The sequence below is a fragment of the Kitasatospora sp. MBT66 genome, assembly GCF_000710405.2.
In the GTDB taxonomy this organism is placed as follows: Bacteria; Actinomycetota; Actinomycetes; order Streptomycetales; family Streptomycetaceae; genus Kitasatospora; species Kitasatospora purpeofusca.
The window spans coordinates 491365-516303 of the sequence record NZ_JAIY01000004.1 but is presented as its reverse complement, the minus strand read 5'-3'; the positions used below and the strand labels follow the sequence as shown (position 1 = coordinate 516303).

The following is a 24939-nucleotide window of genomic DNA, read 5'->3' as shown; positions in this document are numbered from 1 at the left end:
CGGAGCCGGCGAGGCGTTGCTGCTCCGCCTCGCCGGAAGCGCTGGGACCGCGGCGTAGACCGACGGCTCCCCGGATCCGTGTGCGACGGCACCCGAGGTCCGGGGACCCGTCGGTCCCCAGTAGCGTGAGGGCCGACGGTCACCGCGCCGCGCGCGCGGAGCACCACACCCCGAGAGAACCCGGCAGGGAGCGTTCGACGTGACGTTCGGAGCGACGGCGGATCCGAAGGACACCTCGGGCGGCGCCCCCGACGAGGGCGCGGCCGGCACCGCCGCGGCCGCCGGCGAGCCCGACGAGACCGCCCGCGGCCTCTACCTGGCGATCCTCGCCGACGGCGGCCGCGTCCGCTTCGCCGACGTCCCCGAGGCCGACCGCGCGGCCGTCCACCGGCTGGTCTCCATCGGCCTGCTGGTGCCCAACCCGATGGACGCCTGCTACACCGCCGTGAGCCCCCGCTCGGTCAGCGACCGCCTCGGCGCCGAACTCCGCAGCGAGGCCACCCGGCTCCTGGTCCGCGCCGAGAACCTCCCCGGCACCCTGGACGCCCTCACCCGCGCCTACGACGCGATGCCCCGCCCGCCCGAGCGCTCCGGCGGGGCCGTCTACATCGAGGGCCACATCCACATCCGGCACCGGATCTCGCAGCTGGTCTCCGACTGCCGTACCGAGGTCCTCACCGCCCAGCCGGGGCCCCGGCCGGCCGACGCGCTCAAGATCGCGATCCAGCAGGACGTCCAACTGCTCCGGCGCGGCTGCTCGTTGCGCACCATCTACCAGCCGGTCGCGATGTCCGAACCGCCCGCCCTGGCCTACGCCGAGGAGGTCACCCGGCGCGGCTCGCTGATCCGGATCCTGGACGAGCCCATCCAGCGGCTGATGATCTTCGACCGCTCGGTGGCCGTGATCTCCGCCTCGGACGACCACAGCACCGCCGCGTTCATCACCGACCCGGCCGCGATCGCCTTCATCGTCAACGCCTTCGAACGCGACTGGTGCCGCGCCGATGCCATCGGCCGCTCCACCGCGCCCGGCCGGGGCGCCGCCCACAGCCCGCCCGAACGCGTCGGCCGCCTGCTCGCCCGCGGCCTCACCCAGCGCGCCGTCGCCACCCGCCTCGGTCTGAGCGAACGCACCGTCGCCGCCCACATCTCCCGGCTGCGCGACCGCTACGGCGCCCAGACCCTCTTCCAGCTCGGCTGGCTGATGCGGGGCGGCCGTGACGACGGATGAGCCGGCGGCCCCGGCGGTCCCCAGGACCTCCGAGGTGCTGAACGCGGTACTGCCGGACGAGGCCGCCCGGGAGCTCTACCTCGCGGTGCTGCGCGAGGGCGGCCGGATCGGGTCCGCCGAGGTGGACCCGGCGGACCGGGGCGCGCTGGAGGCGCTGATCCGCCTCGGCCTGCTGGTGCCGCACGCCCTGGACTCGTCGTACGTGGCCGTGAGCCCGCGGGCGCTCGCCGACCAGGTGGCCGCGGACCTGCGGGCGGAGGGGGTCAGGCTGCTCCAGCAGTCCGAGCGGTTGCCGGACCGCCTGGACGAACTCGTCCGGGCCTACGAACGCACCTCGCGCCACCTCGATGTGACGGGAGGGGTGGAGCATGTCGAGGGTGTGCCGGAGATCCGCACGCTGCTGACCTGCCTCGCGCGGGAGTACCCGCACGAGTCCATGACCATGCAGCCGGGAGGCGCCCGTCCGGCCGGCGTCATCGCGGACATGCTCCACCACACCAGTGCCTACCTGCGCAGGGGCGGCAGCGTCCGGACGATCTACCAGCCGCCGGCCAGGCTCGACCCGGCCACGGTCGACTACGCCGCGGAGGTCACCCGACTCGGCTGCTCGATCCGGACGCTGGCCGCCGACTTCACCCGCCTGGTGATCTTCGACCGTTCGGTGGCGGTGCTGCCGAAGGGCGCCGACGGGACAAAGGCCGTACTGGTGACCGATCCGGCCGTGGTGGCGTTCCTGGTGGACACCTTCGAGCAGCACTGGCACCACGCCGAAGGCGTCAACTGGGCCGCGCTGGCTGCCGGTACGGCCGATTCCGCGGTGCACGAGCAGGTCGGCCGGCTGCTCGCCCAGGGGCTGACCCAGCGGACGATCGCCGCACGGCTGGGACTGAGCGAGCGGACGGTGGCCGCCTACATCTCCCGGCTCCGGGAGATGTACGACGCGGAGACGCTGTTCCAGCTCGGCTGGCAGATGCGCGGAGCCCGGGCGGGGGAGCCCGGTGCCTGAGCCGCGATCAGCCGGTGGCCGCGCCGGTGGGCCAGTAGCCGGTCGGGCCGACGGCCGGGGGCTGCTGCCGGGGGACGGTGAACTGCTCGCCGGGGGCGGTCCAGAAGCCCTCGCGCAGGGAGAGCGCCATGCCGGCCCAGTCGAGGGCGGTCTCCACGGTGTGGTGGAGCGCCTCCTGGGACCAGGTGTCGTCGAAGACCAGCGGCAGGACGGGGGCGACCTGCTCGATGGTGGCGATCAGCGGGTTGTGGGTGATGGCCTCGTCCACCAGCAGGACGATCGGCTTGCGCAGCGCGGACGCCCAGCCCAGCTCCAGGCTGACGCCGGCGGAGAGCGGCGCGCCGACGTAGGCGAAGACCAGGTCCGCGGACTGCAGCGCGCGGAAGTCCGACGGCACCCGCGGCTCGGGGGCGCGGCCGGCGACGGTCCAGGCGTCACTGTGGTGGGCGCTGTAGACGGCGGCGCCACTGCGGAGAAGGGTGGTGCGGAGGGTGGTCAGCCGCGTCCGGCTGGCGAGAGTCACCACACTGTCCGCCGGCCCGGTCAGCCGCATCAGCGGCGCGGCCAGGAAGACTCGTGCACGCCGACCCTCGTGGGCCTGGCTGTCGTGGTGACGCAGGTAGGGCTCAGTCATGTCGACTCCGGGGAGTGGCTGATCGGGTTCACCAGGTCCGGCAGGGTTGGGTCAGGGGTTCCGATCGGCGTGGCTGCGGTCTCCGCCCGAGGTGCGGGGCCGAATGGTGAATTGAAGGTACATCGGCAAGTGTGGTGAGCTTGCCGGGACCATCGGGAGCGAACTGATCGTCCATCGCTCGGGGCGGTCGAGTCCACTGCTGAGAGGTGTCATCTGACTGCCTGGCATGGAGATGACGCACTTCTGCGCAGGGGGCATGTGGCGCGCGCGTTCGAGCTGGGGCATTATGTGGTCGATTGCTCAGCTGTTCCCATTGCTCGATACCTTGCGACTACTCAGGAAGGCGTGATCGCATGCTTCGCCTGCGCCGGCACGTTCGCATTGTGGCAGTTTCGATCGCTGCCGTTGTAGCAGTATTGACCGCGAGCAGCCAGATTGTCTCGGCAGCTTCCGGCCACCAGCCCGCGTCGCACAGCCCCGCGTCCTCGGAGCTGCGGACGGTGGCACTGACGGACAGCGACAGCAACTGGACCTGAGCCGGTTCGTCGGAGGGCTCGCCGGGTCAGTCGGTGACCTGGTCCAGCCCGTCCGGCCGGCTCTCGGGGTGACCGTGCTGAGGCGTTCGGGCCAGCACGTATCCGAGCTGGAACAGTGAATCGACCTTGTAGTCCTCCCGCATGTCCGCTATGTGACGTGCGAGGGTCCGTTCACTGATGCCGAGGCTCCTGGCTATGACGCGATGACTGGTGCCCTTCAGCAGCAGATCGATGATCGTCTGTCGCAGGCGTGAGATGACTTCCTGGGGCACCGCTCGGGCGCCGTCGAATTCGAGTGCGCGGTTCCAGTTGCGCTCGAAGATGTCGGAGACCAGATAGCTGATGATCGCCCTGTCGTGAATGAACGCGGCCACATTCAGGTCGTCGGCGACAGGAATGATGGCGGTACGCCGATCGACGACGATGAGTCGCGTATAGGGCTCGTCCAGGGTGCGGACCTCCCCGCCCCCGTCCGTGATCGCCAGGACGTAGTCCCTGGTGGCCGCGTGGTAGCGGGTACTCGGGTGGTAGATCGTCCGGAACGAGGCGCCTCTCTGGAGCAGGGCCAGATCCCGGTCCCGGCTGCTGGCAAGGGCCTCCGGAGGGCGGGGACCGCCCGGCTGCGCGGCCAGGAACTCCTCGGTACAGCTGTTGGTCAACTGGCCCAGCCGTTGGTTGATCAGCACTTTTCCGCGCACGTACTCGATGCTGCCGCCGGTCTGCTTCGGCGTGTGGAAAGCCTCGGTCAGGTCCTTCAGGTCGATCGGCAGTGCCTCGGCCCGGGACAGCAGGTCGAGGGCCTTGCGCTGCCAGGAGGCGATGAGTCCGGACGAAAGCTGCTGGGGGTCCACGGCCACGAGGACGTTCGGATCGTCCGTGTCCGGCACCAGCAGGCCGATGTCGAGAAGCTCCTGAAGGTACTTGGCATCGGTGGCCTCCCGGTTTTCGGGCAACAGGCGACCGTGGGTGTGCAGGATGTCGAGATACAGCTTGCGTGCATTATCCGAAAGGACGCCGAGACCGCCTGAGGTGAGTCCGGGATCGGCCGTCTCGCTCATCTGCGGCTCCCTGGTGTCGGATAGGGCTGTGCGAAGCCGGGGCGCCGGCTTCGACGGGGATCTTGGACAGAGCCTTCGAGGGCCGGCATCGGTGTTTCTCGATCTGCTGTTGCCTGCACCGAGCACTCTCTCACCAAACGCCGCGCCGCCGGGACCCCCCGGCCAGGGGGAAACCGGCGGCGTCGGCGGGGCGGCGCGGGAGGTCAGCGCTTGGGGCGCCAGACGACCAGGGCGCTGGAGTGCGGCGTGGGGGGCTGGTACGGGACGAGGTCGCGGCGGTAGGAGGCGTGGATGGTGGCCTCGCGCTGCTGGAGTGCGGCGGCCGCGCTCTCCAGGGAGTCGGCCAGTTCCGCGATCCGGGACTGGAGGGCGCTGACCTGGTTCTCCAGCTCGATGATCCGCTTGATGCCGGCCAGGTTGATGCCCTCGTCCTGGGAGAGCCGCTGGACCTCGCGCAACTGCTGGATGTCGCGCGCGGAGTAGCGGCGGCCCCGGCCGGCGGTGCGGTCGGGGCAGACCAGGCCGAGCCGGTCGTACTGGCGGAGGGTCTGCGGGTGCAGACCGGAGAGCTCGGCGGCCACCGAGATCACGTAGACCGGGGTCTCCTCGGTGAGCACGTAGTGGGGCTGCGGGGCGCTCCGGCGCGTGGTGCGCCGGGCGCCGCCACCGGGAAGGCCGTCACCGAGGCCGGGTCCGATGGGTTCGTCGGGGATCATCTGGTCGTCACGCTCCCTTCGCCGCTCTGAACAGGGCGGCTCGTGGGTCGTCGGAGGCGGTCGCCTCGCGGTACTGCTCCAGTGCGGTCAGCGCGTCGCCGGTGACGGTCTGGGGCACCACGACCTCCACGGTGACCAGCAGGTCGCCGCGGGTGCCGTCCTTGCGGGTGGCGCCCTTGCCGCGGGCCCGCAGGGTCAGGCCGTTGGCACTGCCCGGGGGCAGCTTGAGCTTCACCGACGGGCCGTTCAGCGTCGGCACCTCGATGGTGCCGCCGAGCGCGGCCTCGGGGAAGGTGACCGGGACGGTCACGGTCAGGTTGTCGGCCTTGCGCCCGAAGACGGGGTGCGGGTCGACGTGCACGGTGACGTAGAGGTCACCGGGCTGGCCGCCGCGCTCGCCCTGGGCGCCCTTGCCCTTGAGCCGGATCCGCTGGGCGTCCTGGACGCCGGCCGGGATCCGGACCTGCATGGTGCGGGCGGAGCTGGCCCGGCCGCTGCCGTGGCAGTCGGTGCACGGGTCGTCGACGATCATGCCGCGGCCGCGGCAGTCCCGGCAGGGCTCGGAGAGCGCGAAGGCGCCCTGGCCCCGGCTCACGGTGCCGGAGCCCACGCAGGTCGGGCAGACCCGCGGGGTGGTGCCGGACTTGGCGCCGGTGCCGTTGCAGAGGCGGCAGGGGGCCTGGCTGGTCATCCGCAGCGGGACGGTCGCACCGTCGACGGCCTCCTCGAAGGAGAGCGTCACCTCGGTCTCGACGTCGGAGCCGCGCCGCGGCTGGGCCTGCCGGCCGCCCCGGTTGAAGAGGCCGCCGAAGACGTCGCCGATCCCGCCGTTGCCGCCGCCGCCCTGGCTGCCGCTGAACAGGTCGCCGAAGTCGAAGCTGTAGCTGCCGGTGCCACCGGGGCCGCCCCGGAAGCCGCCGTTGGCGAAGAGGCTGCGGGCCTCGTCGTACTCCTTGCGGCGCTTCTCGTCGGAGAGGACGTCGTAGGCCTCGGAGATGTCCTTGAACCGCTCCTCGGCCTTGGTGTCGCCCTTGTTGGCGTCGGGGTGGAACTCGCGCGCCAGCTTGCGGTAGGTCTTCTTGATCTCTGTGGCGCTGGCGTCCTTCGGCACGCCGAGGACCTTGTAGTAGTCCTTCTCCACGTAGTCCTTGCCGCTCATGGCCGGCGCCACCTCCCGAGGTCCATCGTCACAGTGCTGTCAACGGTCGGAACCCGGCGGGTCGTGCCGGGGGACCTCGACAGCGCGCTGCGGAGCCGTCCGCCGTACTGGCCGGCGTACGACTCCGCAGCGCAAGGGTTGTCAGCTGTCACCGGTGGTCAGCTGTCCGAGCCACCGTCGGCCTGGTCCTTCTTCTCCCCGCCCTTGGCGGTGTCGGCGTCCGGGCCGGGCGTGGTCTGGGTGCCCGGCTGGGGCTCCGCGACCGCGACCATCGCCGGGCGGATGATCCGCTCGCCGATCCGGTAACCGGGCTGGAGGATCTGGACGCAGGTGTCCTCGGTGACCTCCGAGGAGTAGCTGTGCATCAGCGCCTCGTGCATGGTCGGGTCGAAGGGCTCGCCCTCCTTGCCGAACTGCTGCAGGCCCAGCTTGGCGACGACCGTCTCCAGGGACTCGGCGACGGACTTGAAACCGCCCGTCACCTCGCCGTGGTCGCGGGCCCGGCCGATGTCGTCCAGGACCGGGATCAGCGACTCCAGGATGTTGGAGACGGCGATCTCGCGGACCGTCAGCCGGTCGCGCTCGACCCGCTTGCGGTAGTTCTGGTACTCGGCCTGGAGGCGCTGGAGATCGGCGGTGCGCTCGGCGAGCTGCTTGGCCGCAGCGTCCCCCGAGGGGGTGCCCGCGTCGGTGCCCTCGGCACCGGCGGAGGCGGCCTCCTCGGCGGCCTTGATCACGGCCTCCTCGGCGGCGGAGTCGTCGCCGGGCTCGGCACCCTGCGGCTTCTCCGTCATGCCGCACCGCCCTTGGGCTTCTCGTCGTCCACGATCTCGGCGTCGACGACGTCGTCGTCCTTGGCACCGGCCTCACCGGCGTCGCCGGCCGCGCCCGCCGCACCGGCGGCGTCGGCGTTGGCGTAGAGCGCCTGGCCGAGCTTCTGGGCGGTGGTGGAGACCTTCTCCGAGGCCTCGCGGATCGCCGCGATGTCCTCGCCCTTCAGGGCCTCCTTGAGCTCGCCGATGGCGGTCTCGACCTCGGTCTTGACGTCGGCCGGGAGCTTGTCGGAGTTGTCGGCGATGAACTTCTCGGTGGAGTACACGAGCTGCTCGGCCTGGTTGCGGGTCTCCACGGCCTCGCGGCGCTTGTGGTCCTCCTCCGCGTACTGCTCGGCCTCGCGCATCATGCGCTCGATGTCGTCCTTCGGCAGCGCGGAGCCGCCGGTGACGGTCATCTTCTGCTCCTTGCCGGTGCCGAGGTCCTTCGCGCCGACGTGCATGATGCCGTTGGCGTCGATGTCGAAGGTGACCTCGATCTGGGGCAGGCCGCGGGGGGCCGGCGGCAGGCCGGTCAGCTCGAACATGCCGAGCTTCTTGTTGTACGCCGCGATCTCGCGCTCGCCCTGGTAGACCTGGATCTGCACGGACGGCTGGTTGTCCTCGGCCGTGGTGAAGATCTCGGAGCGCTTGGTCGGGATCGTGGTGTTGCGCTCGATCAGCTTGGTCATGATGCCGCCCTTGGTCTCGATGCCGAGGGACAGCGGGGTGACGTCGAGCAGCAGGACGTCCTTGACCTCGCCCTTGAGGACACCGGCCTGGAGCGAGGCGCCGATGGCGACGACCTCGTCCGGGTTGACGCCCTTGTTGGCGTCCTTGCCGCCGGTCAGCTCGCGGACGAGCTCGGCGACGGCCGGCATACGGGTCGAGCCGCCGACGAGGACGACGTGGTCGATCTCGGAGAGGGCGATGCCCGCGTCCTTGATGACGTTGTGGAACGGGACCTTGCAGCGCTCCAGCAGGTCCGAGGTGAGCTGCTGGAACTGGGCCCGGGTGAGCTTCTCGTCCAGGTGCAGCGGGCCCTCGGCGGAGGCCGTGATGTAGGGCAGGTTGATCGAGGTCTCGGAGGACGAGGACAGCTCGATCTTGGCCTTCTCGGAGGCCTCGCGCAGACGCTGCAGCGCCATCTTGTCCTTGGACAGGTCGACGCCGTGGCCGGCCTGGAAGACCTTGACCAGGTGGTCGACGACCTTCTGGTCCCAGTCGTCGCCACCGAGGTGGTTGTCACCGTTGGTGGCCTTCACCTCGACGACCCCGTCGCCGATCTCCAGCAGCGAGACGTCGAAGGTGCCGCCGCCGAGGTCGAAGACCAGAATGGTCTGGTCGTCCTTGTCCAGGCCGTAGGCCAGGGCGGCCGCGGTCGGCTCGTTGACGATGCGCAGGACGTTGAGGCCCGCGATCTCACCGGCCTCCTTGGTCGCCTGGCGCTCGGAGTCGGAGAAGTACGCCGGGACGGTGATGACGGCGTCGGTGACCGTCTCGCCCAGGTAGGACTCGGCGTCGCGCTTCAGCTTCTGCAGGATGAAGGCGCTGATCTGCTGCGGGTTGAAGTCCTTGCCGTCCAGCCCGATCTTCCAGCTGGTGCCCATGTGGCGCTTGACCGAGCGAATGGTGCGGTCCACGTTGGTGACCGCCTGGCGCTTGGCCACCTCGCCGACGAGCACCTCGCCGTTCTTGGCGAAGGCGACGACGGACGGCGTGGTCCGCGCGCCCTCGGCGTTCGTGATGACGGTGGGCTCGCCACCCTCCAGAACGCTGACGACCGAGTTCGTCGTGCCGAGGTCGATGCCGACCGCGCGTGCCATCGTAAATACCTCCACGGAAGAGTTGAGCTTTACAGGCTCAAGGATGCATGACAGGCCGGGACGCGTCAACAGCTATGAGTCCTCATCGCTCAACTTTGGTGAGCCGAGGGGTGCGGGGAGGCGGCCGTGGCGCCGTCGTGACACGGCCGGGGTGCCCCCGGGCGTGCGTTCACGTGACTGCCGCCATACCTTGAGCATCTTCAGGAGAAGTGGTGCCCGGCGGTAATGTCCGGGCCGTCGGCCCAGCAAGTTACCGACGAGTACACTGCCCCGGAGACACTGCACACCCGCAACAAGCAAGCCGCAGGAGACGGAGAGCCGATGCAGCTAGCAGCGATCGTCATCTCGCTGGTCACGTTCGTGGTCGGCACCGCGCTCGCCGCTCGTGCGGCGCTCTACATCTACCGGGTGGTGCGGACCGGCCAGCCGGACGCCACCCGTTTCGGGCAGCCCGCCCAGCGGGCGAAGACCGTGGCCGTGGAGTTCGTCGGCCACACCAGGATGAACCGCTGGGGGATCGTCGGCGTCGCCCACTGGTTCGTCGCGGTCGGCTTCTTCACCCTGGGCCTGACCCTGCTCACGGCGTTCTTCCAGCTGTTCGACGCCGAGGTCGTGCTGCCGGTGCTCGGCGGCTGGCTGCCGTACGAGCTCTTCACCGAGCTGGTCGGCACCTTCACCACGCTGGGCATCGCCGCCCTGATCGTGATCCGCCTGCTGAGCCTGCCCGGCCGGGCCGGCCGCAAGTCCCGCTTCGCCGGCTCGATCGCCTGGCAGGCCTTCTACGTCGAGTACACGATCCTCGGCATCGGCCTGTGCATCATGATCCTGCGCGGCCTGGAGGGCGCGCTGGAGGGCGTCGGCTCCTACGAGGCCAAGTACCTGATCTCCTACCCGCTGGTGGCGGCCTTCCGCGGCCTGTCCCACGGGACCCTGGAGAACCTGGTCTACATCTTCGCGATGCTGAAGATCTGCACCTCCTTCGCCTGGGCGATCACCATCGGCATCAACCCCTCGATGGGCGTCGCCTGGCACCGCTTCCTGGCCTTCTTCAACATCTACTTCAAGCGCGCCGAGGACGGCTCCACCGCGCTCGGCGAGCTGCGCCCGATGACCAGCGGCGGCGCGCCGATCGACTTCGAGGACCCGGCCGACGACGCCGTCTTCGGCGTCTCCCAGGTCGAGCACTTCTCCTGGAAGGGCATCCTCGACTTCTCCACCTGCACCGAGTGCGGCCGCTGCCAGTCGCAGTGCCCGGCCTGGAACACCGGCAAGCCGCTCTCGCCGAAGCTGCTGATCATGAGCCTGCGCGAGCACGCCTTCGGCAAGGCCCCCTACCTCCTGGCCGGCGGCGGCAAGGACATGGAGGGCGAGGAGAGGGCCACCGCCGAGCAGCTGGCGGACGTCCCGGCGGCCGCCCTGGCCGAGGCCGAGCGCCCGCTGATCGGCACCGCCGAGGAGAACGGCGTCATCGACCCGGACGTGCTGTGGTCCTGCACCACCTGCGGCGCCTGCGTCGAGCAGTGCCCCGTCGACATCGAGCACATCGACCACATCGTCGACATGCGCCGCTACCAGGTCATGATCGAGTCCTCGTTCCCCACCGAGGCCGGCACCATGCTCAAGAACCTGGAGAACAAGGGCAACCCCTGGGGCATGGCCACCAAGGCCCGCCTCGACTGGGTCAAGGAGCTCAAGAAGGAGACCGGCATCGAGGTGCCGGTGATCGGCGAGGACATCGACCCCGCCGAGGTCGAGTACCTGTACTGGGTCGGCTGCGCCGGCGCCCTGGAGGACCGGGCGAAGAAGACCACCAAGGCCTTCGCCGAACTGCTGCACACCGCGGGCGTGCAGTTCGCGATCCTCGGCAAGGAGGAGTCCTGCACCGGTGACTCCGCCCGCCGCCTGGGCAACGAGTTCCTCTTCCAGATGCTCGGCGCGCAGAACGTCGAGACCCTGAACGCCGCGCTGGAGGACGCCCCGGTCAAGCGGATCGTGGCGACCTGCCCGCACTGCTTCAACACCATCGCCAACGAGTACCCGCAGCTGGGCGGCCACTTCGAGGTCATCCACCACACCCAGCTGCTGCAGCACCTCATCGACGAGGGCAAGCTCGTGCCGGTCAACCCGGTCGAGGGCCTGATCACGTACCACGACCCCTGCTACCTGGGCCGGCACAACAAGGTCTACAGCCCGCCGCGCGAGATCATGGACAAGGTCCCCGGTCTGCGCCAGCAGGAGATGCACCGCCACAAGGAGCGCGGCTTCTGCTGCGGCGCCGGCGGCGCGCGGATGTGGATGGAGGAGCGCATCGGCAAGCGGATCAACACCGAGCGCGTGGACGAGGCGCTGTCCCTGAACCCGGACATCGTCTCCACCGCCTGCCCGTTCTGCCTGGTGATGCTCTCCGACTCGGTGAACGGCAAGAAGAACGAGGGCGCGGCCAAGGAGCACCTGAAGGTCGTCGACGTCGCCCAGCTGCTGCTCGACTCGGTCAAGGCGGTCCCGCCGGCCGAGGCCGAGGAGCCGCAGACGGTCGACGCCTGAGCGACGTCCCGCCCGGCGGGGCCGTGAACCGGCCCGCTTGTTCGACAGTTCTGCAACAACCGCCCGGCCCGGGGGGTGCCACCGGCATCCGCCCGGGCCGGGTCTTTCCGGTGACGGCCCGGGGCTTTTCCGGTGACCGCCGCGGGTTCTCCCGGCCGGCGCCCGGCCCCGTCCCGGGCGCCGAGGACGGGACCACCGGGCGGCGCTCCTGTCAGAAGGAAATACAGTAGGCGCCGGACCGGCCGTGCGCCGGTCGATCCGTTCCGGCCCCCGGAACGGCGCACACCACACCGACGGAGGTATCGGCCCGCCGGGCCGGGCCGCACAGAGCACAAGGGGAACAGCGCAGACCATGACCGAGGCGATCATGCTGGTCGGTGGTAAGGGCACGCGACTGCGTCCGCTGACCACCCACACCCCCAAGCCCATGCTGCCGGTGGCAGGCGTCCCGTTCATCGCGCACCAGCTGGCGCGCGCGGCGGCGGCCGGGGTCACCCGCGTGGTGCTCGCCACCTCCTACCTCGCCGAGGTCTTCGAGGACCACTTCCAGGACGGCACCCCCTACGGCATCGAGCTGGTCTACCTGACCGAGCGCGAGCCGCTCGGCACCGGCGGCGCGATCCGCAACGCGGCCACCGGGCTCACCTGCGGCCCCGACGAGCCGGTCCTGGTCTTCAACGGCGACATCCTCTCCGGCGTGGACATCGCCGCCCTGCGCGACGGCCACGTGGCCGCCGGGGCCGATGTCACCCTGCACCTCACCCGGGTCGAGGACCCGCGCGCCTTCGGCCTCGTCCCGACCGACGAGCACGGCCGGGTGCTGGAGTTCCTGGAGAAGCCGGAGACGCCGGAGCAGATCGTCACCGACCAGATCAACGCCGGCTGCTACGTCTTCACCCGCTCCGTCATCGACCGCATCCCGACCGGCCGCGAGGTCTCCGTCGAGCGCGAGACCTTCCCCGAGCTGCTCGCCACCGGCGCGCTGCTGCGCGGCGTGGTCGACACCTCGTACTGGCTCGACCTCGGCACCCCGGCGGCCTTCGTCCGCGGCTCGGCCGACCTCGTGCTCGGCAAGGTCGACTCGCCCGCCGTCCCCGGCCCGACCGGCGACGCCCTGCTGCTGCCCGGCTCGACCGTCCGGCACGGCGCGGTGCTCAGCGGCGGCACCGTGGTCGCCGAGGGCGCGGTGGTCGAGGCCGGCGCGATCGTCGAGGGCAGCGTGATCCTGCCCGGTGCCGTCATCGGCGCCGACACCCTGGTCAAGGACTCGATCGTGGGCGCCTTCGCGACCATCGGCGACCGCACCGCGCTGGACGGCGCGGTGATCGGCGACGGTGCGATCGTGGAGTCCGACAACGAGCTGCCGAACGGCATCCGGATCGCCTGCGGCACCCTGCTGCCGGTCGGCGCCGTCCGCACCTCGGCCGGCCCGGGCGGCTGCCCGGCCGGCACCAGCGCCGCGGCCTCCGTGCACGGGCCGAAGGTGGCCGTGGGGCAGTAGCGCGCCGCCGTGGCCCCGCGGGCAGCGGTCGTGGTCCCTGGGGCGGTGGCCGCGGCCCCGCGGCAGTAACAGGCTCGCTGCAAACCGGAACCGGTCCGGTGCCCGGCCACCGGGGCGCCCGCCGGACGGGTACCTTCGGAACGTGGCTGGCAATCGATACGACAGCGGTCAGGGCGCCGACCCCCGTGGAGGGTGGTCGGCGCCCCCGCAGCAGCAGGCGGCGCCCGGGGGGTACGGGCCGACGGACGGGCCGGAGTACTTCACCGGCCCGCAGCAGGGCCCCGGCGGCCCGTCCGCACCGCAGGGCCCGGCCGACCCGTACGGTCCCGGCCCCCGCTCCCCGTACGCCTCGCAGCAGGACCCGTACGGCGGGCAGCGGGACCCGTACGCAGGGCAGCAGCCCTACCCGGGACAGCCGGGGCAGCCGGGACACCCGGGGCAGCCCTACGGCGGGCCGCAGCGGGACCCGTACGCGGCCGACCAGCCCGGGCACACCCGGGCCTTCCCGGTCGGCGCCGACCCGTACGCGGGCGACCCGTCCTCCTACGCTCCCGAGCAGCCGCCGTACCCCGACGGCTACGGGCAGCAGGGCCCGGCCCAGGGCTACGGCGACGACAACGTCGCCGTCTACCGGGCCGGCGGCCAGTCCGCGCCGCAGGCCACCGGGCCCAGGCCGAGCTGGCGCGAACTGCTGACCGGACTCTTCCGCACCCCCACCGCGATCTTCGACCGCACCCGCGACCACCAGGTCTGGCTGCCCGCCGTCACCGTCTCCCTGCTGTACGGCGCCCTCGCCGTGCTCGGCCTCGGCATGACCCGCGACGACGTGGTCAACTCGACCTTCACCGTGGCGCTCACCGCGCTGCTGGCGGCGGCGATCGGCTTCACCCTGGCCGGCGCCATGCTCGGCGGGGTCACGTACGCGCTGGCCCGGCAGTTCGGCGGCGACGGCCCGTGGCAGTCCACGGTCGGCCTGGCCGTGCTGATCGGCTGGGTCACGGACGCGCCCCGGCTGGTGCTGGCGCTGGTGCTGCCGGCCGACAACCTGCTGGTCCAGGTGGTCGGCTGGGCCACCTGGCTGCTCTGCGCGTTCCTGCTGACCAGCATGGTCCGCCGGGTGCACGACCTGCCCTGGGGCAAGGCGGCCGGCGCGGCCGCGCTGCAGCTGCTGGCGCTGCTGGTGCTGATCAAGCTGCCGACCCTCGGCTGACCCCGTCCCCCTCCCGGGCGCGCCCCCGGACCTCGGGGACAATGGAGCACGGGCCTCGCCTCGCGGGGCCCGTTGCCGTTGCCCGGGCGCCCGTCCGGGTCGCGCTGTTCGTCCTGTTCGGTCCACCCTCACCCTCACCCGCACGGAGCCAGGCATGACCCTCCCCACCACGCACGTCAGCTTCCCGGCCGGGGCGGTGACCGGCGAGTCGACGGTGCTCGCGGTGCACCCGCTGGACGGCGGCCGGTACGCCGTGGTCACCGGGGCGACGCCGTTCCACCCGCTCGACCACACCTGGCCCGACCAGCCCGCCGACCTCGGCACGCTCACCGTGGACGGCGTCGAGCTGGCCGTCGTCGACTGCCTCACCGGCGCGGTCGGCCCGGAGGGCAGCCCGGACGGTGGCCCGGAGGGCGGTCAGGTGCTGGTGGGCGCCGACATCCCGGTCCGGCGGGGCGACGAGGAGTGGTCCTGGCTGGTCCTGCACGTGCTCGCGGCCGACCCGGGCGACATCGTCGGCCGGCCCGCCGCCCTCGCCGTCGACGCCGGCCGGCGCGGGGCGCTCAGCGCCTCCCACAGCGGCTGCCACCTGCTCGCGCTCGCCCTCAACGAGGCGCTCGCGCCGCGCTGGCGCAAGGACCCGGGCCGCACCGACGCCTTCGGCCACCCGGACTTCGACAGCCTCGCCATGGCGAGCTCGGTGATGGACACCGAGGCGAGCACCGACACCTACCGGCTCGGCAAGTCGCTGCGCAAGAAGGGCTTCACCGCCGAGGCCACCGAGGAGTTCCCGGCCCTCGCCGACGCCCTCCCCGAGCTGACCGAGGCCGTCAACCGCCGGCTGGCCGGCTGGGTCGCCGCCGACGCCCAGGTGCGCATCGACGTCCCCGGCCCGGAGCTGACCGCCCGCCGCGAGTGGCACTGCGAGCTGCCCGAGGGCGCGGCGCGGATCTTCTGCGGCGGCACCCATCTGCACCACCTGGGCGAGCTGGCCGAGCTCCGCACCGAGCTGCGGCTCTCCGAGGACGGCAGCGAGCTGGTCGCCGTCACCCGCCCGAAGCGGGCCTGACACGGCGGCGGGCGGCCACCCCGTCCAGGGTGGCCGCCCGCGCCGTTCGTACTACCGCTGCGCCGTTACTGCTTTGCCGCTCAGACCTCGGAGCGGTGGAAGTTCAGGTAGGAACGGGACGGCGTCGGGCCGCGCTGTCCCTGGTAGCGCGAGCCGTACCGCTCCGAGCCGTACGGGTGCTCCGAGGGCGAGGAGAGCCGGAACAGGCAGAGCTGCCCGATCTTCATCCCCGGGTAGAGCTTGATCGGCAGGGTCGCGACGTTCGACAGCTCCAGCGTGACGTGCCCGCTGAAGCCGGGGTCGATGAAGCCCGCCGTGGAGTGCGTGAGCAGACCGAGGCGGCCCAGGCTGGACTTGCCCTCCAGTCGCGAGGCGACGTCGTCGGGCAGCGTGATGACCTCGAAGGTCGACGCCAGCACGAACTCGCCCGGGTGCAGGATGAACGCGTCGTCGCCCTCCGGCTCGACCAGCCGGGTCAGGTCCGGCTGCTCCTCGGAGGGGTCGATGTGCGGGTAGCGGTGGTTCTCGAAGACCCTGAAGAAGCGGTCAAGTCGTACGTCGATGCTCGACGGCTGGACCATCGCGGGGTCGAACGGGTCGATCACCACGCGGCCCTTGTCGATCTCGGCCCGGATGTCCTTGTCAGAGAGCAGCACGCTTCGAGGTTACGTGCACGACGCGGCCCCGGACGAATCGCCCGGGGCCGCACCTGTCACATCTCTCCCACGACCGCCCTTGTCAGGCGAGGAACTCCGCGGCCTCCAGCCGCAGTGCCCGGGCCAGTTGCGGCTCGGACAGCTCCCGTACGTCGGCCAGCACCGAACTCCTCAGCCGCCCGCACTGCGGGCACCGGATCAGCCGGCCCGGCCCCAGCCGGCCGGCTCCGAGATTCTGCATCGGGAACGTGGTGGTGCTGAACAGGTGCCCCTCGGCACAACGAACGACGGCGCGCTGCTCCATCGATCCCCTTCCCATCCTTACCCCGGTACTCACCCGTACTCGTCGCCCCGAACGGCGGAGCCCCCGGGACCAGCGTCACATTAGGGGAAGTTCCGGACATTCCACACCAAGGCTCGCCGCCCGCGCCCACCCGCCGGGGCAGTCTCACGCGGCCCACACAGTACGCCTCCACCCCGCCCCCGCGCGGCTCCGCCACGACCTCCGGCCACCTGTGCAACGACCGTCACGGATGGGGTACAGTGAGGACAGATCGAGCGTCTCTGACGACTCGTCAGGCGGGCGTAGTTTAATGGTAGAACATGAGCTTCCCAAGCTTATAGCGCGAGTTCGATTCTCGTCGCCCGCTCCATAGATAAAGCCGCAGGTCACTGACCTGCGGCTTTTGTGTTTCCCGGGCCGACGGACCGCATTTCCGGCCCGGCGCCGACGGGGGCGGAGAAATGGGCCGCGGCCGGTCCGGGCGCGGCCCCTGCGGAGCGCCGCGGGCCGGTGGCCGGAGGCCCGGATCCGCTCCGCCGTCGTGGCAGTTGAAGGTCCTTCGGCGGGCTGGTGCGGCAGGCTACGGTGGGGCCGGATGCAACAGGTCGGGGCATTGGAGAACCTCTGCCTCACGGAGGACCGGGGGGTGGGGGCGGTGGATCCGCTGTCGTTGTCGATGGTGACGGCTTTCCTGGGTGCGGCCGGTGCGGGGATGGCCAACGAGGCGGGGAAGCGGGCCTGGGAGACGGTGGGCGGGCTGGTGGCCCGGGTGGTGGGGCGTGAGGTGCCGGCGCCGGTGGGGCAGGCCGAGCGGGAGTCGGTGGCGGGGCTGCTCGTGGCGGAGGCGTCGCGCAGTCCGGAGCAGGCGAGGGCGCTGGCCGCGGTGATGAGCGGGAGGGGTGCCGGCGGGGTGGCGGCGCACGGGGTGCCGCGGCTGCTGCCGGCCTCGGCCCGCTTCTTCACCGACCGGAAGGGCCCGCTGGCGCTGCTGGACCGGGAGGCGGACCGCAAGCCCGACGGTCTGCCGAAGGTGGCCGTCCTGCACGGTCCGGCGGGAATCGGGACCAGTGCGCTCGCCTTCCACTGGGGCGGCCGCGAGGCCGGCCGGTTCCCGGACGGGACCTTGTACACGGATCTCCGGGGCGGTTCGGCGAGCACCGCTCCGACGGCCGCGACGGTCCTGCGGCACTTCCTGCTGCGCCTGGGCGTGCCGGCGGAGTACGTTCCGCCCGCCGTGGAGGACCGGGTCGACCTCTTCCGATCGCTGCTGTCCGGCCGGCGGCTGCTGGTCGTGCTCGACCACGCGCAGTCGGCGGCCCAGGTCGGTCCGCTGATTACGGCGGCGCCCGGTGTGTTCACCCTGATCGTCGCCCGTCGTCCGCTCACCGGGTTGGACGCGGTCGCCGTCTCCGTCGGCCCGCTGTCCGACAAGGACGCCAGGCGGCTGCTGGCGGAGCTGGCGGGACGGTCCGCGATGGCGACGGCCCGCGCCGCGCTTCCCTCGGTGCTGGAGCGGTGTGCCGGCTCCCCGTTCGCGCTGCGGGCTGTGGCCCCGTACTTGGCGACGGGGTCGTTGGGCGGTGGCGAGCGGGGGGATTCGCCGAGTTCGCTGCCTCCGGTGCGGGCGGTCGCCGAGGAGGCCTACCGGCGGCTCGGCGCGGAGGCGGCGCGGATCTACCGGCTCGGGTCGCTGCGGCCGTGGCCCTCGCTGACCGCGGCCGCGGTGGCGGCGACGGCCGAGGTCCCGGAGGAGGACGCGGAGCGGGTGCTGGCCGAACTGGCGGAGCTCCAGCTGCTGGAGAGCACCGGGGACGGTCGCTACCGGTACCGGCCTGCGGTGCGTGCGCACGCGGAGGAGACGGCGGCCCGCGAGGACGGCCTGGCGGGGTGCGCCGCGGCCGTGACCCGCGCCGCGGACTGGTACCTGAGGTTCGCCGTCCGCGCCGACTACGCGGCGCTGAAGGAGCGTTGGCACCTCGGCCCGCTGTACGCCGAGCTGGGTCCGGGGCCGTACCGGGACGAGGGCGAGGCGGTCGCGGCGCTGGTCGCCGAGGCGGGCAACCTGGTGGAAGCCGTGCTCGCCGCCGAGGAGTTCGGCCGCTCCGACACCGTCTGCCAGACCGTGGAGGCGCTCTGGGCCGCGCAGTTGAAGGCCGGCTGCCACGATGTCCTGCTGCCCGCGCTGAGGGCCGGGGCCCGGACGGCCGCCCGGCACTGCCCGGGGACCCGGACGGCAGGCCGGATGCACATCCAACTCGCCTTCGCCCTGATGGAGTTGCGGCAGGACGAGGAGGCGGAACGCGAGCTGCTGACGGCCGCGGCGGACGAGGCCGGGGCCGGGCACGCGCGCGGCCGGGCGACGGCGGTCGAGTCGCTGGGGCTGCTGCGGCTGCGGCAGTGGCGGTTCGGGTCGGCCCTGGAGTGCTTCGAGGAGGCGGACGGGCTGCTGGACGGGATCGGCCCTGCCGACGAGGGCGCCGCCGATGTGCCGCGGGCCCGGGCGCTGCTGCACCGGCACCGGGGGCGGGCGCTGAGGGGCCTCGGCCGCTTCGGCGAGGCGGAGCAACAGCTCGCCACCGCAAGGGAGTTCTTCCGCGAGAGCGGTGAGCGCTACAACACCGCCCGGGTGCTGACGGATCTCGCCGAGCTCCACCTCGACACGGCCGACCAGGCCGGGGCGCTGCCGCTGATCGACGAGGCCGTGGCGCTGCTGGGCCGGGAGAACGCCACCGTCCACCTCACCTACCTGGCCGGGCTGCGTGCCCAGTGCCTTCCGGACCGCCTTCCCGATCGACCGTGACGCGGACCCGTGCGAGGTGGGTGCCGGTGACGACGGTCAGGGTGGTGGGCGCCGGTGCGGTGGCTGCGGGGCCGGGGCCGGAGTCGGTGTGCAGCCGGGCGAGCAGTGCCGATGCGTGCACGGCCGGGTCGCCGGGGGTGTCGGAGGTGAGCCTGCACCGCAGTCCGCCGCGGTGCAGCACCTCGCACTCGCGGGGGCCGGTGACATAGGCGGCGAGCGAGGCGGACCGGTACCGGTCGAGCACCTCGGCGGCCCACTGCCGGGGCGAGCCGAACCGGGGGTCGTCGGCCTCGCCGTACCGGAGGACGACGTCGGCCGACTCCAGCACACCGGGGTCGAGGGTGTCCTCGTGCACGGCGAGGTGGCCCTCGCCCTCGGCGTCGTCGGGTTCGTAGCGGGGTTCGGCGAAGCGCCGGACGGTGATGGTGCCGTCCGCGCCGGTGCGGGTGAGGACGCGCAGCGGCGCGGTGCGCAGCGGTGGCTCGTACGGCGGCAGCGGCAGCGGGTCGAGTACGGCCGGGGCGGCCGGCTCGGGGATGCCGATGATCCCGTAGAAGAGGCCGCGCAGCAGGGCCGCGGACTGCCCCGGAGCCGAACTGGTCAGCTCGGCCGGCCCGTCGAGCGGGCGGTGTTCGGCCAGCAGCCGGTCCAGCTGGGGTGGCAGCGCCCGGTACGGATCGAGCCGGGGCGCGGACCGGACGAACGCCGCGACGGGTGACTCCGTCCCGAGGGCCTCGGGGTCGTCGGCGCCCAGCAGGACGGGGGTGCCGCAGGCGGCGGCGTAGTAGCTGACCGAACCGAAGTCGCCGAGCACCACGTCCGCGGCGATCAGGGCCTGGCGCCAGCCTTCGAGCGGGTCGACGAGGGCGAGCCCGGCCCGACGGGCCCGGTCCAGCCAGAGGCGGATCTGGCCGGGGCCGTGGCCGTGCCAGATGTTCGGGTGGAGGACGGCCGCCACCCGGTACTCGTCGGCGGGGAGTTCGGAGGTCAGCCGGGGCAGCAGGAGCGGGAGGACGTCCTCGGGGCCGGCGTCACCGAAGAGCGAGGTCGGGTTCCAGGTGGAGTTCAGCAGGACGAGGCGCTGCCCGGGATGCACGCCCAGGGCCCGCCGGTACCGGTCCCGGTGGTGCCGGGCGGCGAGGATGCGGTCGAAGCAGGGGTCGCCGGCCAGGACGGCGGTCGGCAGGGCCTCGGGGCAGGACTTGGCGAGGCGGTCGATCTGCTCGGGGTGGGAGAAGACCATGGCGTCCGCGATCGGGGTGCCCCCGGCGGTGAGGATCCACTCCGGACCGAGCCCGAACACGGTGTCCGGTGTCCGGTGTCCGGTGTCCGGTGTCCGGTGCGGTCAGCGTCTTATTGTATCCGACGCCGTGCGAGAGGACCGTCAACTTACCTTTGAGGTCTGCGAGTTGGCCGCCGAAGCTGGCCGATATCGCCAGGTCCGCGGGAGTCGAGAGGGCCTGCTCCCAGGGCAGCACCGGGACACCCGTCGAAGCCAGCAGCTCCGCCACGCCCGCCTGGAACGGCGACGAGCCGGTGCAGGTCGCCAGCACCTGGACCCGCAGGTCGTCGCGGAACAGCGGAAGCACGTCGAGCAGCCGCGTCGCCGCCGTCACGTTGTGGACGACCAGCAGGACCCGTCGGCACCGTCCGCGGGTGGCCCAGCGGGCCGCCTCGGGCCCCACCGGTACGCGAACCCGGTGCTTCAGGTCCTCGCCCACGCTGCCTCCCAGCCCTTCCGGTTCGAGACCCCCGCCGCCGTCGTGTCCGATCTTGGAATCGGAACTTCCAACGTATCGCGTCGAGGAGTGAACGCCCGGCCCCCCGGGCCGCCCGGGCCGCCGTGGTCAGGGGCGGGGGTAGAGGCGGAGGAAGGCCTGGACCCCGGTGGTGACGGTGGTGTGCAGGGCGGCGTCGGAGATGGGGACGGCGCCGTAGAAGGACTGGTCGGCCGCGCCGCTGAAGGTGAGCAGGGTGAAGTGGGTGGCGGCGAGGTCGGGGTCGTCGAGGGTGAGCAGGGCCTGGGAGGCGAGGCGGGTGAGGTGGTCGGCCAGGTCGCGCTGGGAGGCGAGCGGGCCGGCGGCCAGCCAGGCGGCGAGGACGTCGGGCGGGATGTTGCCGGCCTCGGCGCGGATGGTGCGGCCGAGGGCGTAGTGCTCGCCGGCGGCGAGGACGGCCTTGGCGCGGTCGACGGCGAAGGCGGTGAGGTCGGCCTCCAGGTCGACGATCTTGTGCAGATGGCGGTCGGCCAGCCCGGCGATGATCTCGGTGAGTTCGCCGGCGGTCTCCAGGGCGACGGAGAGGAAGAGCTTCTCCTTGTCGCCGAAGTGGTTGTAGATGGTGCGCTTGGACACCCCGGCCTCGGAGGCGATGGCGTCGACGCTGGCCCGGGTGTAGCCCTCGCGGCCGAACACCGTGCTCGCCGCGCGGGCGATGGCCCGGCGCTTCTCGGGCATGCGGCGTGAGCCGGTGGTCACTGCCGGGTTCGCTGTGCTCATCGGGCGAGTCCCCTCCTCGGCGGGTTGCACTACCCGGTGCAGTTTACCTGGAGGGGTGCGAAGTGCGGACGGTGGTGAGGGCGGGAAAACGGGACCGGAAAGCAGGGAGGCGCGGAGCGAGTCCCCCCGGACCCGCTCCGCGCCGCGTCGACGCGCGACTTGTTCGCCGCTCCCCCCGACCACCCCGGACTCCGCCGTCCCCCCTGGCACCACTCTCCGGCGAGAGCGTTCCGCACAGGCCCGGCAGGCCCCTTTGTTGCAGGGCGTCGTTGATCGTTACGGTAACAAACCGCATGGTTGGTTTGTCAATACCCGGAATCCATGAAACATCCACAATCGGGGATCACCGTCCGGTTGGCAAGGGGCGGCCGGGGACGGCCGGGGACGGCCGAGGGCAGGCGGAAGCGGCTGGTTGGATCGGCCGTTCGGATGCCGGGGGATTCCGGGGCGGAGGTCGCGGGCCGACGGTTCGGAATCCGATATTCCGAACGGAATGTCGGTATTCGCTGCTACCGGCGCTGCAGTCGGCGCTGCTACCGGCGCCGCCGTCAGCGCAGCAGGCGGCGTTCCTTGGCGACCGCCACCGCGCCCGAGCGGGTGTCGACGCCCAGCTTGTCGTAGATCCGGCCCAGGTGGGTCTTCACCGTGGCCTCGCTGATGAACAGCGCCCGGGCGATCTCCCGGTTGCCGAGTCCCTGGGCGAGCTGGGCGAGGATCTCCGTCTCGCGCTCGGTGAGCTGCGGCGCCGGGGCCCGCATCTGCGCCATCACCCGGGAGGCGACCGGCGGCGAGAGCACCGTGCGGCCCTGGGCGGCCGAGTGCACCGCGGCGAACAGCTCCTCCGGCCGCTCGGCCTTCAGCAGGTAGCCGGTCGCGCCCGCGCCGATCGCCCGGGTGATGTCGGCATCGGTGTCGTACGTGGTCAGCACCAGGACGTGCGGCGCCTCGGGGGCGGCGGTGATCCGCCGGGTGGCCTCCACCCCGTCGATGCCGTCGCCGAGCTGGAGGTCCATCAGCACTACCTGCGGGGCCAGCCGGGCCGCGAGGTCGACCGCCTCCTCGCCGCTGCTCGCCTCGCCGACCACCTCGATGTCGCCGGCGCTGGCCAGCAGGGCGAGCAGACCGGCCCGGACCACCGCGTGGTCGTCGCAGACCAGCAGCCGGACCGGGGACGGGGCGGGGGTGGGATTCATCGGACGGCTCCTGGGCCCTGGCGACGGTCGGGGGCGTTGGGGGTGTCGGGAGAATCGGGATAGTCGGGGGAGTCGGACGCGGGGGGAGCGGCGAGGGTGAGCGGGACCGCGGCCGAGACGACGGTGCCCTCGCCGGGGGCGCTCTCCACGGTCAGGGTCCCACCGAGCTGGCGCAGCCGGGCCCGCATGGCCGGCAGGCCGTGGCCCCGGCTCCCGGTGGGGGCGGTGTCGTCGGGGGCGAAGCCGCGGCCGTCGTCGGCGATGTCCAGGACGGCCTGGTCGCCGAGGAAGGAGAGGGTGAGGGCGGCGGCCGAGGCCCCGGCGTGCTCGCGGACATTGGCGAGCGCGCCCTGGGCGATCCGCAGCAGCGCGGACTGCGCGGCCGCCGGGAGCGGGACGGGCGCGCCGTCCAGGTGGAAGCGGACCGGCAGCCCGCTCTCGGCGGACTCCCGTTCGGCGAGCGAGCGCAGCGCCCGGTCGAGGGTGCGGCCGTCGGCGAGCTCGGCGGGCGCGAGGTCGTGGACGAAGCGGCGGGCCTCGGCGAGGTTCCGGGCGGCCACTGCGGCGGCGGTCCGGACGTGGCCGCGGGCGGTCGCCGGGTCGCCGTCCCAGGTGCGGTCGGCGGCCTGGAGCAGCATCTGCTGGCTGGAGAGGCCCTGGGCGAGGGTGTCGTGGATCTCCATGGCGAGCCGCTCGCGTTCGGCGAGCGTGCCCTCCCGGCGTTCGGTGGCGGCGAGTTCGCGCCGGGTGCGGACCAGGTCGGCGATCAGCGCCCGCTGCCGTTCGGCCTGCCGTTCCATGTAGAGGAAGACGCCGGTGGCCAGTGCGGCGACGGCGGGCGGCAGCAGGAGCAGGTTGGCGTCGGTCGCGCCCGGCAGCCGGACCTCGCCGACCACCACCAGCAGGGTGAGCGCCGCCACCAGGGGGATGGCCGCGGGCGTGGGCAGCGTGCGCAGGGCCGTGTAGACCAGCGGCACGGCGCACCAGGAGAAGCTCGGCGCGAGCAGCACCAGGACCACCCAGAGCACCGTCACCACGGCCAGCGGCCAGGCGGGCCGGCGCTGCCCGGGGGCGGGCGGGCGGCGGTGGGCGAGCCAGGAGCCGAGCGGCTGGACGACGGCCAGCGCGATGCTCAGGCCGAGCACCCAGGGGATGCGCGGACTGCCCGGGTGGTGGCTGAGGAAGCGGCTCAGCGAGGTGGCGAGCAGCAGCAGGAACGCGGAGTCGAGCAGGACGGCCAGCCGGCCGGCGTCCGGGTCGAGCGGGGGGCCGGGGTGGTGCACGGGGCCGCTCCTCGCTCGCCTGCTCACTCGCTTCGACGGTCGGTCGTCGTGGCCGGCCGGTCGTCGTGGTCGGTGGTGGTGACGGCCGGTGGTCGTGACGGCCGCCGCCCCGGCCGGGCTGATCCCTCGATGGTGACCCGTCCGGCCCGGGGGCCGCATCAGCCGATCGGCTGACGGGTCCGTCCTCCATCATGCCCGCGGGAGGTGTCCGGACCGCCGATGCGGCGGAGGGGGCTGTCGCCGGAGGATCGATCACGTTCCCAGCGACACCATCCGACGAGGAGCCGGACCATGAAGAAGATCTCCGTTCGCACCAAGGTGCTGACCGGTACCGTCGCCGCCGCCGCGCTGGCCGCCGCCACCCTCGGCGCCGTCTCGGCCAGTGCCGAGGCCACCGACACCCCGTCCGTCGCCGCCGCCGCGGTGAAGGCCGACACCCAGAACAAGAACCTCGCCCAGACCACCGGCCTGACCATCGCCGCCGCCACCAAGGCCGCCCAGGCCACCCTGGACGCGGCGACCAAGGCCGGTCAGAAGGTCTCCGTGGCGGTCGTCGACCGTGACGGTGTCACCCGGGTGCTGCTCAAGGGCGACGGCGCCGGCCCGCAGTCGCCGGAGTCGGCCGTGCGGAAGGCCTTCACCGCCGTCTCCTGGAACGCGCCCACCTCCGAGCTGGCCAAGCGGCTCGCCCAGGCGCCGAACCTGAAGGACATCCCGGGCACCCTGTTCCTGGCCGGCGGTGCGCCGGTGCAGTCGAAGGGTGCGCCGGTCGCGGCCATCGGTGTCGCGGGCGCCCCCAGCGGCGACCTGGACGAGCAGTTCGCGCAGGCGGGCGTGGAGGCGCTCGGCAAGTGACGCCCGGCGGGTGGGCGGCGCGGGGACGGACCGCGCGCCGGAGCGGACCCCCGACCGCTCCGGCGCGCA

At 72.5% G+C, this 24939-nt stretch carries 19 protein-coding genes, 1 tRNA gene and 1 pseudogene; 9 read left to right on the top strand and 12 right to left on the bottom strand.

The window, feature by feature from the left end:
• The first annotated feature begins 199 nt into the window (after nucleotides 1-199).
• Nucleotides 200-1231 carry a LuxR family transcriptional regulator gene (locus BI06_RS55075; RefSeq protein ID WP_030392505.1) on the top strand — a complete coding sequence of 344 codons (1032 nt, stop codon included), beginning with the start codon at nucleotides 200-202 and terminating at the stop codon, nucleotides 1229-1231.
• Between the two features lie 34 nt (nucleotides 1232-1265).
• On the top strand, nucleotides 1266-2237 hold the full coding sequence (locus BI06_RS08980; protein ID WP_030392506.1) for a helix-turn-helix domain-containing protein: 972 nt from the start codon (nucleotides 1266-1268) through the stop codon (nucleotides 2235-2237).
• 7 nt (nucleotides 2238-2244) lie between these two features.
• Here the strand turns inward: BI06_RS08980 and BI06_RS08975 are convergent, their stop codons facing one another.
• The 6 genes from BI06_RS08975 to dnaK form a co-directional block, all read right to left on the bottom strand.
• On the bottom strand, nucleotides 2245-2871 hold the full coding sequence (locus tag BI06_RS08975) for a hypothetical protein (protein ID WP_051740548.1): 627 nt from the start codon (nucleotides 2869-2871) through the stop codon (nucleotides 2245-2247).
• Nucleotides 2872-3433: 562 nt separating this feature from the next.
• A complete protein-coding gene (locus tag BI06_RS08970) occupies nucleotides 3434-4465 on the bottom strand; it encodes a TrmB family transcriptional regulator (RefSeq protein WP_051740546.1) in 1032 nt (343 codons plus the stop codon).
• Nucleotides 4466-4668: 203 nt separating this feature from the next.
• Nucleotides 4669-5181 carry a heat shock protein transcriptional repressor HspR gene (locus BI06_RS08965; RefSeq protein ID WP_078879750.1) on the bottom strand — a complete coding sequence of 171 codons (513 nt, stop codon included), beginning with the start codon at nucleotides 5179-5181 and terminating at the stop codon, nucleotides 4669-4671.
• A 7-nt stretch (nucleotides 5182-5188) separates the two neighbouring features.
• Nucleotides 5189-6340 (bottom strand): molecular chaperone DnaJ, encoded by a 1152-nt coding sequence (dnaJ, locus tag BI06_RS08960; RefSeq protein WP_030392509.1) that lies wholly within the window; start codon nucleotides 6338-6340, stop codon nucleotides 5189-5191.
• 158 nt (nucleotides 6341-6498) lie between these two features.
• A complete protein-coding gene (grpE, locus tag BI06_RS08955; protein ID WP_030392510.1) occupies nucleotides 6499-7134 on the bottom strand; it encodes a nucleotide exchange factor GrpE in 636 nt (211 codons plus the stop codon).
• Nucleotides 7131-8978, bottom strand: coding sequence for a molecular chaperone DnaK (dnaK, locus tag BI06_RS08950; RefSeq protein WP_030392511.1), 1848 nt, complete (start codon nucleotides 8976-8978; stop codon nucleotides 7131-7133). The genes grpE and dnaK overlap by 4 nt, the downstream gene beginning before the upstream one ends.
• 321 nt (nucleotides 8979-9299) lie before the next feature.
• On the opposite strand from dnaK, the gene BI06_RS08945 reads away from it, so the two are divergent.
• The 4 genes and pseudogenes from BI06_RS08945 to BI06_RS08930 all read left to right on the top strand — a co-directional run bounded on the left by BI06_RS08945 (nucleotide 9300) and on the right by BI06_RS08930 (nucleotide 15302).
• The gene (locus BI06_RS08945) at nucleotides 9300-11522 is read left to right on the top strand and encodes a (Fe-S)-binding protein (RefSeq protein WP_043466876.1); all 2223 of its coding nucleotides are present in this window, start codon (nucleotides 9300-9302) and stop codon (nucleotides 11520-11522) included.
• 352 nt (nucleotides 11523-11874) lie between these two features.
• Nucleotides 11875-12948 (top strand): annotated as a pseudogene (locus tag BI06_RS08940) (sugar phosphate nucleotidyltransferase); the annotation flags it as partial.
• A 217-nt stretch (nucleotides 12949-13165) separates the two neighbouring features.
• The gene (locus tag BI06_RS08935) at nucleotides 13166-14233 is read left to right on the top strand and encodes a Yip1 family protein (RefSeq protein ID WP_030392514.1); all 1068 of its coding nucleotides are present in this window, start codon (nucleotides 13166-13168) and stop codon (nucleotides 14231-14233) included.
• Nucleotides 14234-14387: 154 nt separating this feature from the next.
• Nucleotides 14388-15302: a metal-dependent hydrolase gene (locus BI06_RS08930; protein WP_030392515.1), complete on the top strand. Its 915-nt coding sequence runs from the start codon at nucleotides 14388-14390 to the stop codon at nucleotides 15300-15302.
• Nucleotides 15303-15382: 80 nt separating this feature from the next.
• Here the strand turns inward: BI06_RS08930 and dcd are convergent, their stop codons facing one another.
• Together dcd and BI06_RS08920 are read right to left on the bottom strand one after the other, a co-directional pair.
• The gene (dcd, locus tag BI06_RS08925; RefSeq protein WP_030392516.1) at nucleotides 15383-15958 is read right to left on the bottom strand and encodes a dCTP deaminase; all 576 of its coding nucleotides are present in this window, start codon (nucleotides 15956-15958) and stop codon (nucleotides 15383-15385) included.
• Between the two features lie 82 nt (nucleotides 15959-16040).
• Entirely contained in the window at nucleotides 16041-16199 is a 159-nt protein-coding gene (locus BI06_RS08920) for a hypothetical protein (protein ID WP_369826071.1), read from the bottom strand.
• A 338-nt stretch (nucleotides 16200-16537) separates the two neighbouring features.
• Between BI06_RS08920 and BI06_RS08915 the strand changes: the two genes are divergently transcribed.
• Nucleotides 16538-16611, top strand: a tRNA-Gly gene (locus BI06_RS08915).
• Nucleotides 16612-16836: 225 nt separating this feature from the next.
• Entirely contained in the window at nucleotides 16837-19041 is a 2205-nt protein-coding gene (locus BI06_RS08910) for a tetratricopeptide repeat protein (protein WP_233290079.1), read from the top strand.
• On the opposite strand, the gene BI06_RS08905 is transcribed toward BI06_RS08910, so the two are convergent.
• The 4 genes from BI06_RS08905 to BI06_RS08890 all read right to left on the bottom strand — a co-directional run bounded on the left by BI06_RS08905 (nucleotide 18980) and on the right by BI06_RS08890 (nucleotide 24015).
• On the bottom strand, nucleotides 18980-20344 hold the full coding sequence (locus BI06_RS08905) for a hypothetical protein (RefSeq protein ID WP_051740545.1): 1365 nt from the start codon (nucleotides 20342-20344) through the stop codon (nucleotides 18980-18982). The genes BI06_RS08910 and BI06_RS08905 overlap by 62 nt on opposite strands.
• A 544-nt stretch (nucleotides 20345-20888) precedes the next feature.
• Nucleotides 20889-21539 (bottom strand): TetR/AcrR family transcriptional regulator, encoded by a 651-nt coding sequence (locus BI06_RS08900; protein WP_233290078.1) that lies wholly within the window; start codon nucleotides 21537-21539, stop codon nucleotides 20889-20891.
• A gap of 548 nt (nucleotides 21540-22087) precedes the next feature.
• On the bottom strand, nucleotides 22088-22732 hold the full coding sequence (locus BI06_RS08895; protein WP_030392523.1) for a response regulator transcription factor: 645 nt from the start codon (nucleotides 22730-22732) through the stop codon (nucleotides 22088-22090).
• Nucleotides 22729-24015: a sensor histidine kinase gene (locus BI06_RS08890; RefSeq protein WP_051740533.1), complete on the bottom strand. Its 1287-nt coding sequence runs from the start codon at nucleotides 24013-24015 to the stop codon at nucleotides 22729-22731. Before BI06_RS08890 ends, BI06_RS08895 begins: the two co-directional genes overlap by 4 nt.
• A gap of 291 nt (nucleotides 24016-24306) precedes the next feature.
• Between BI06_RS08890 and BI06_RS08885 the strand changes: the two genes are divergently transcribed.
• Nucleotides 24307-24870, top strand: coding sequence for a heme-binding protein (locus BI06_RS08885; protein ID WP_030392525.1), 564 nt, complete (start codon nucleotides 24307-24309; stop codon nucleotides 24868-24870).
• The last annotated feature ends 69 nt before the right edge of the window (nucleotides 24871-24939 follow it).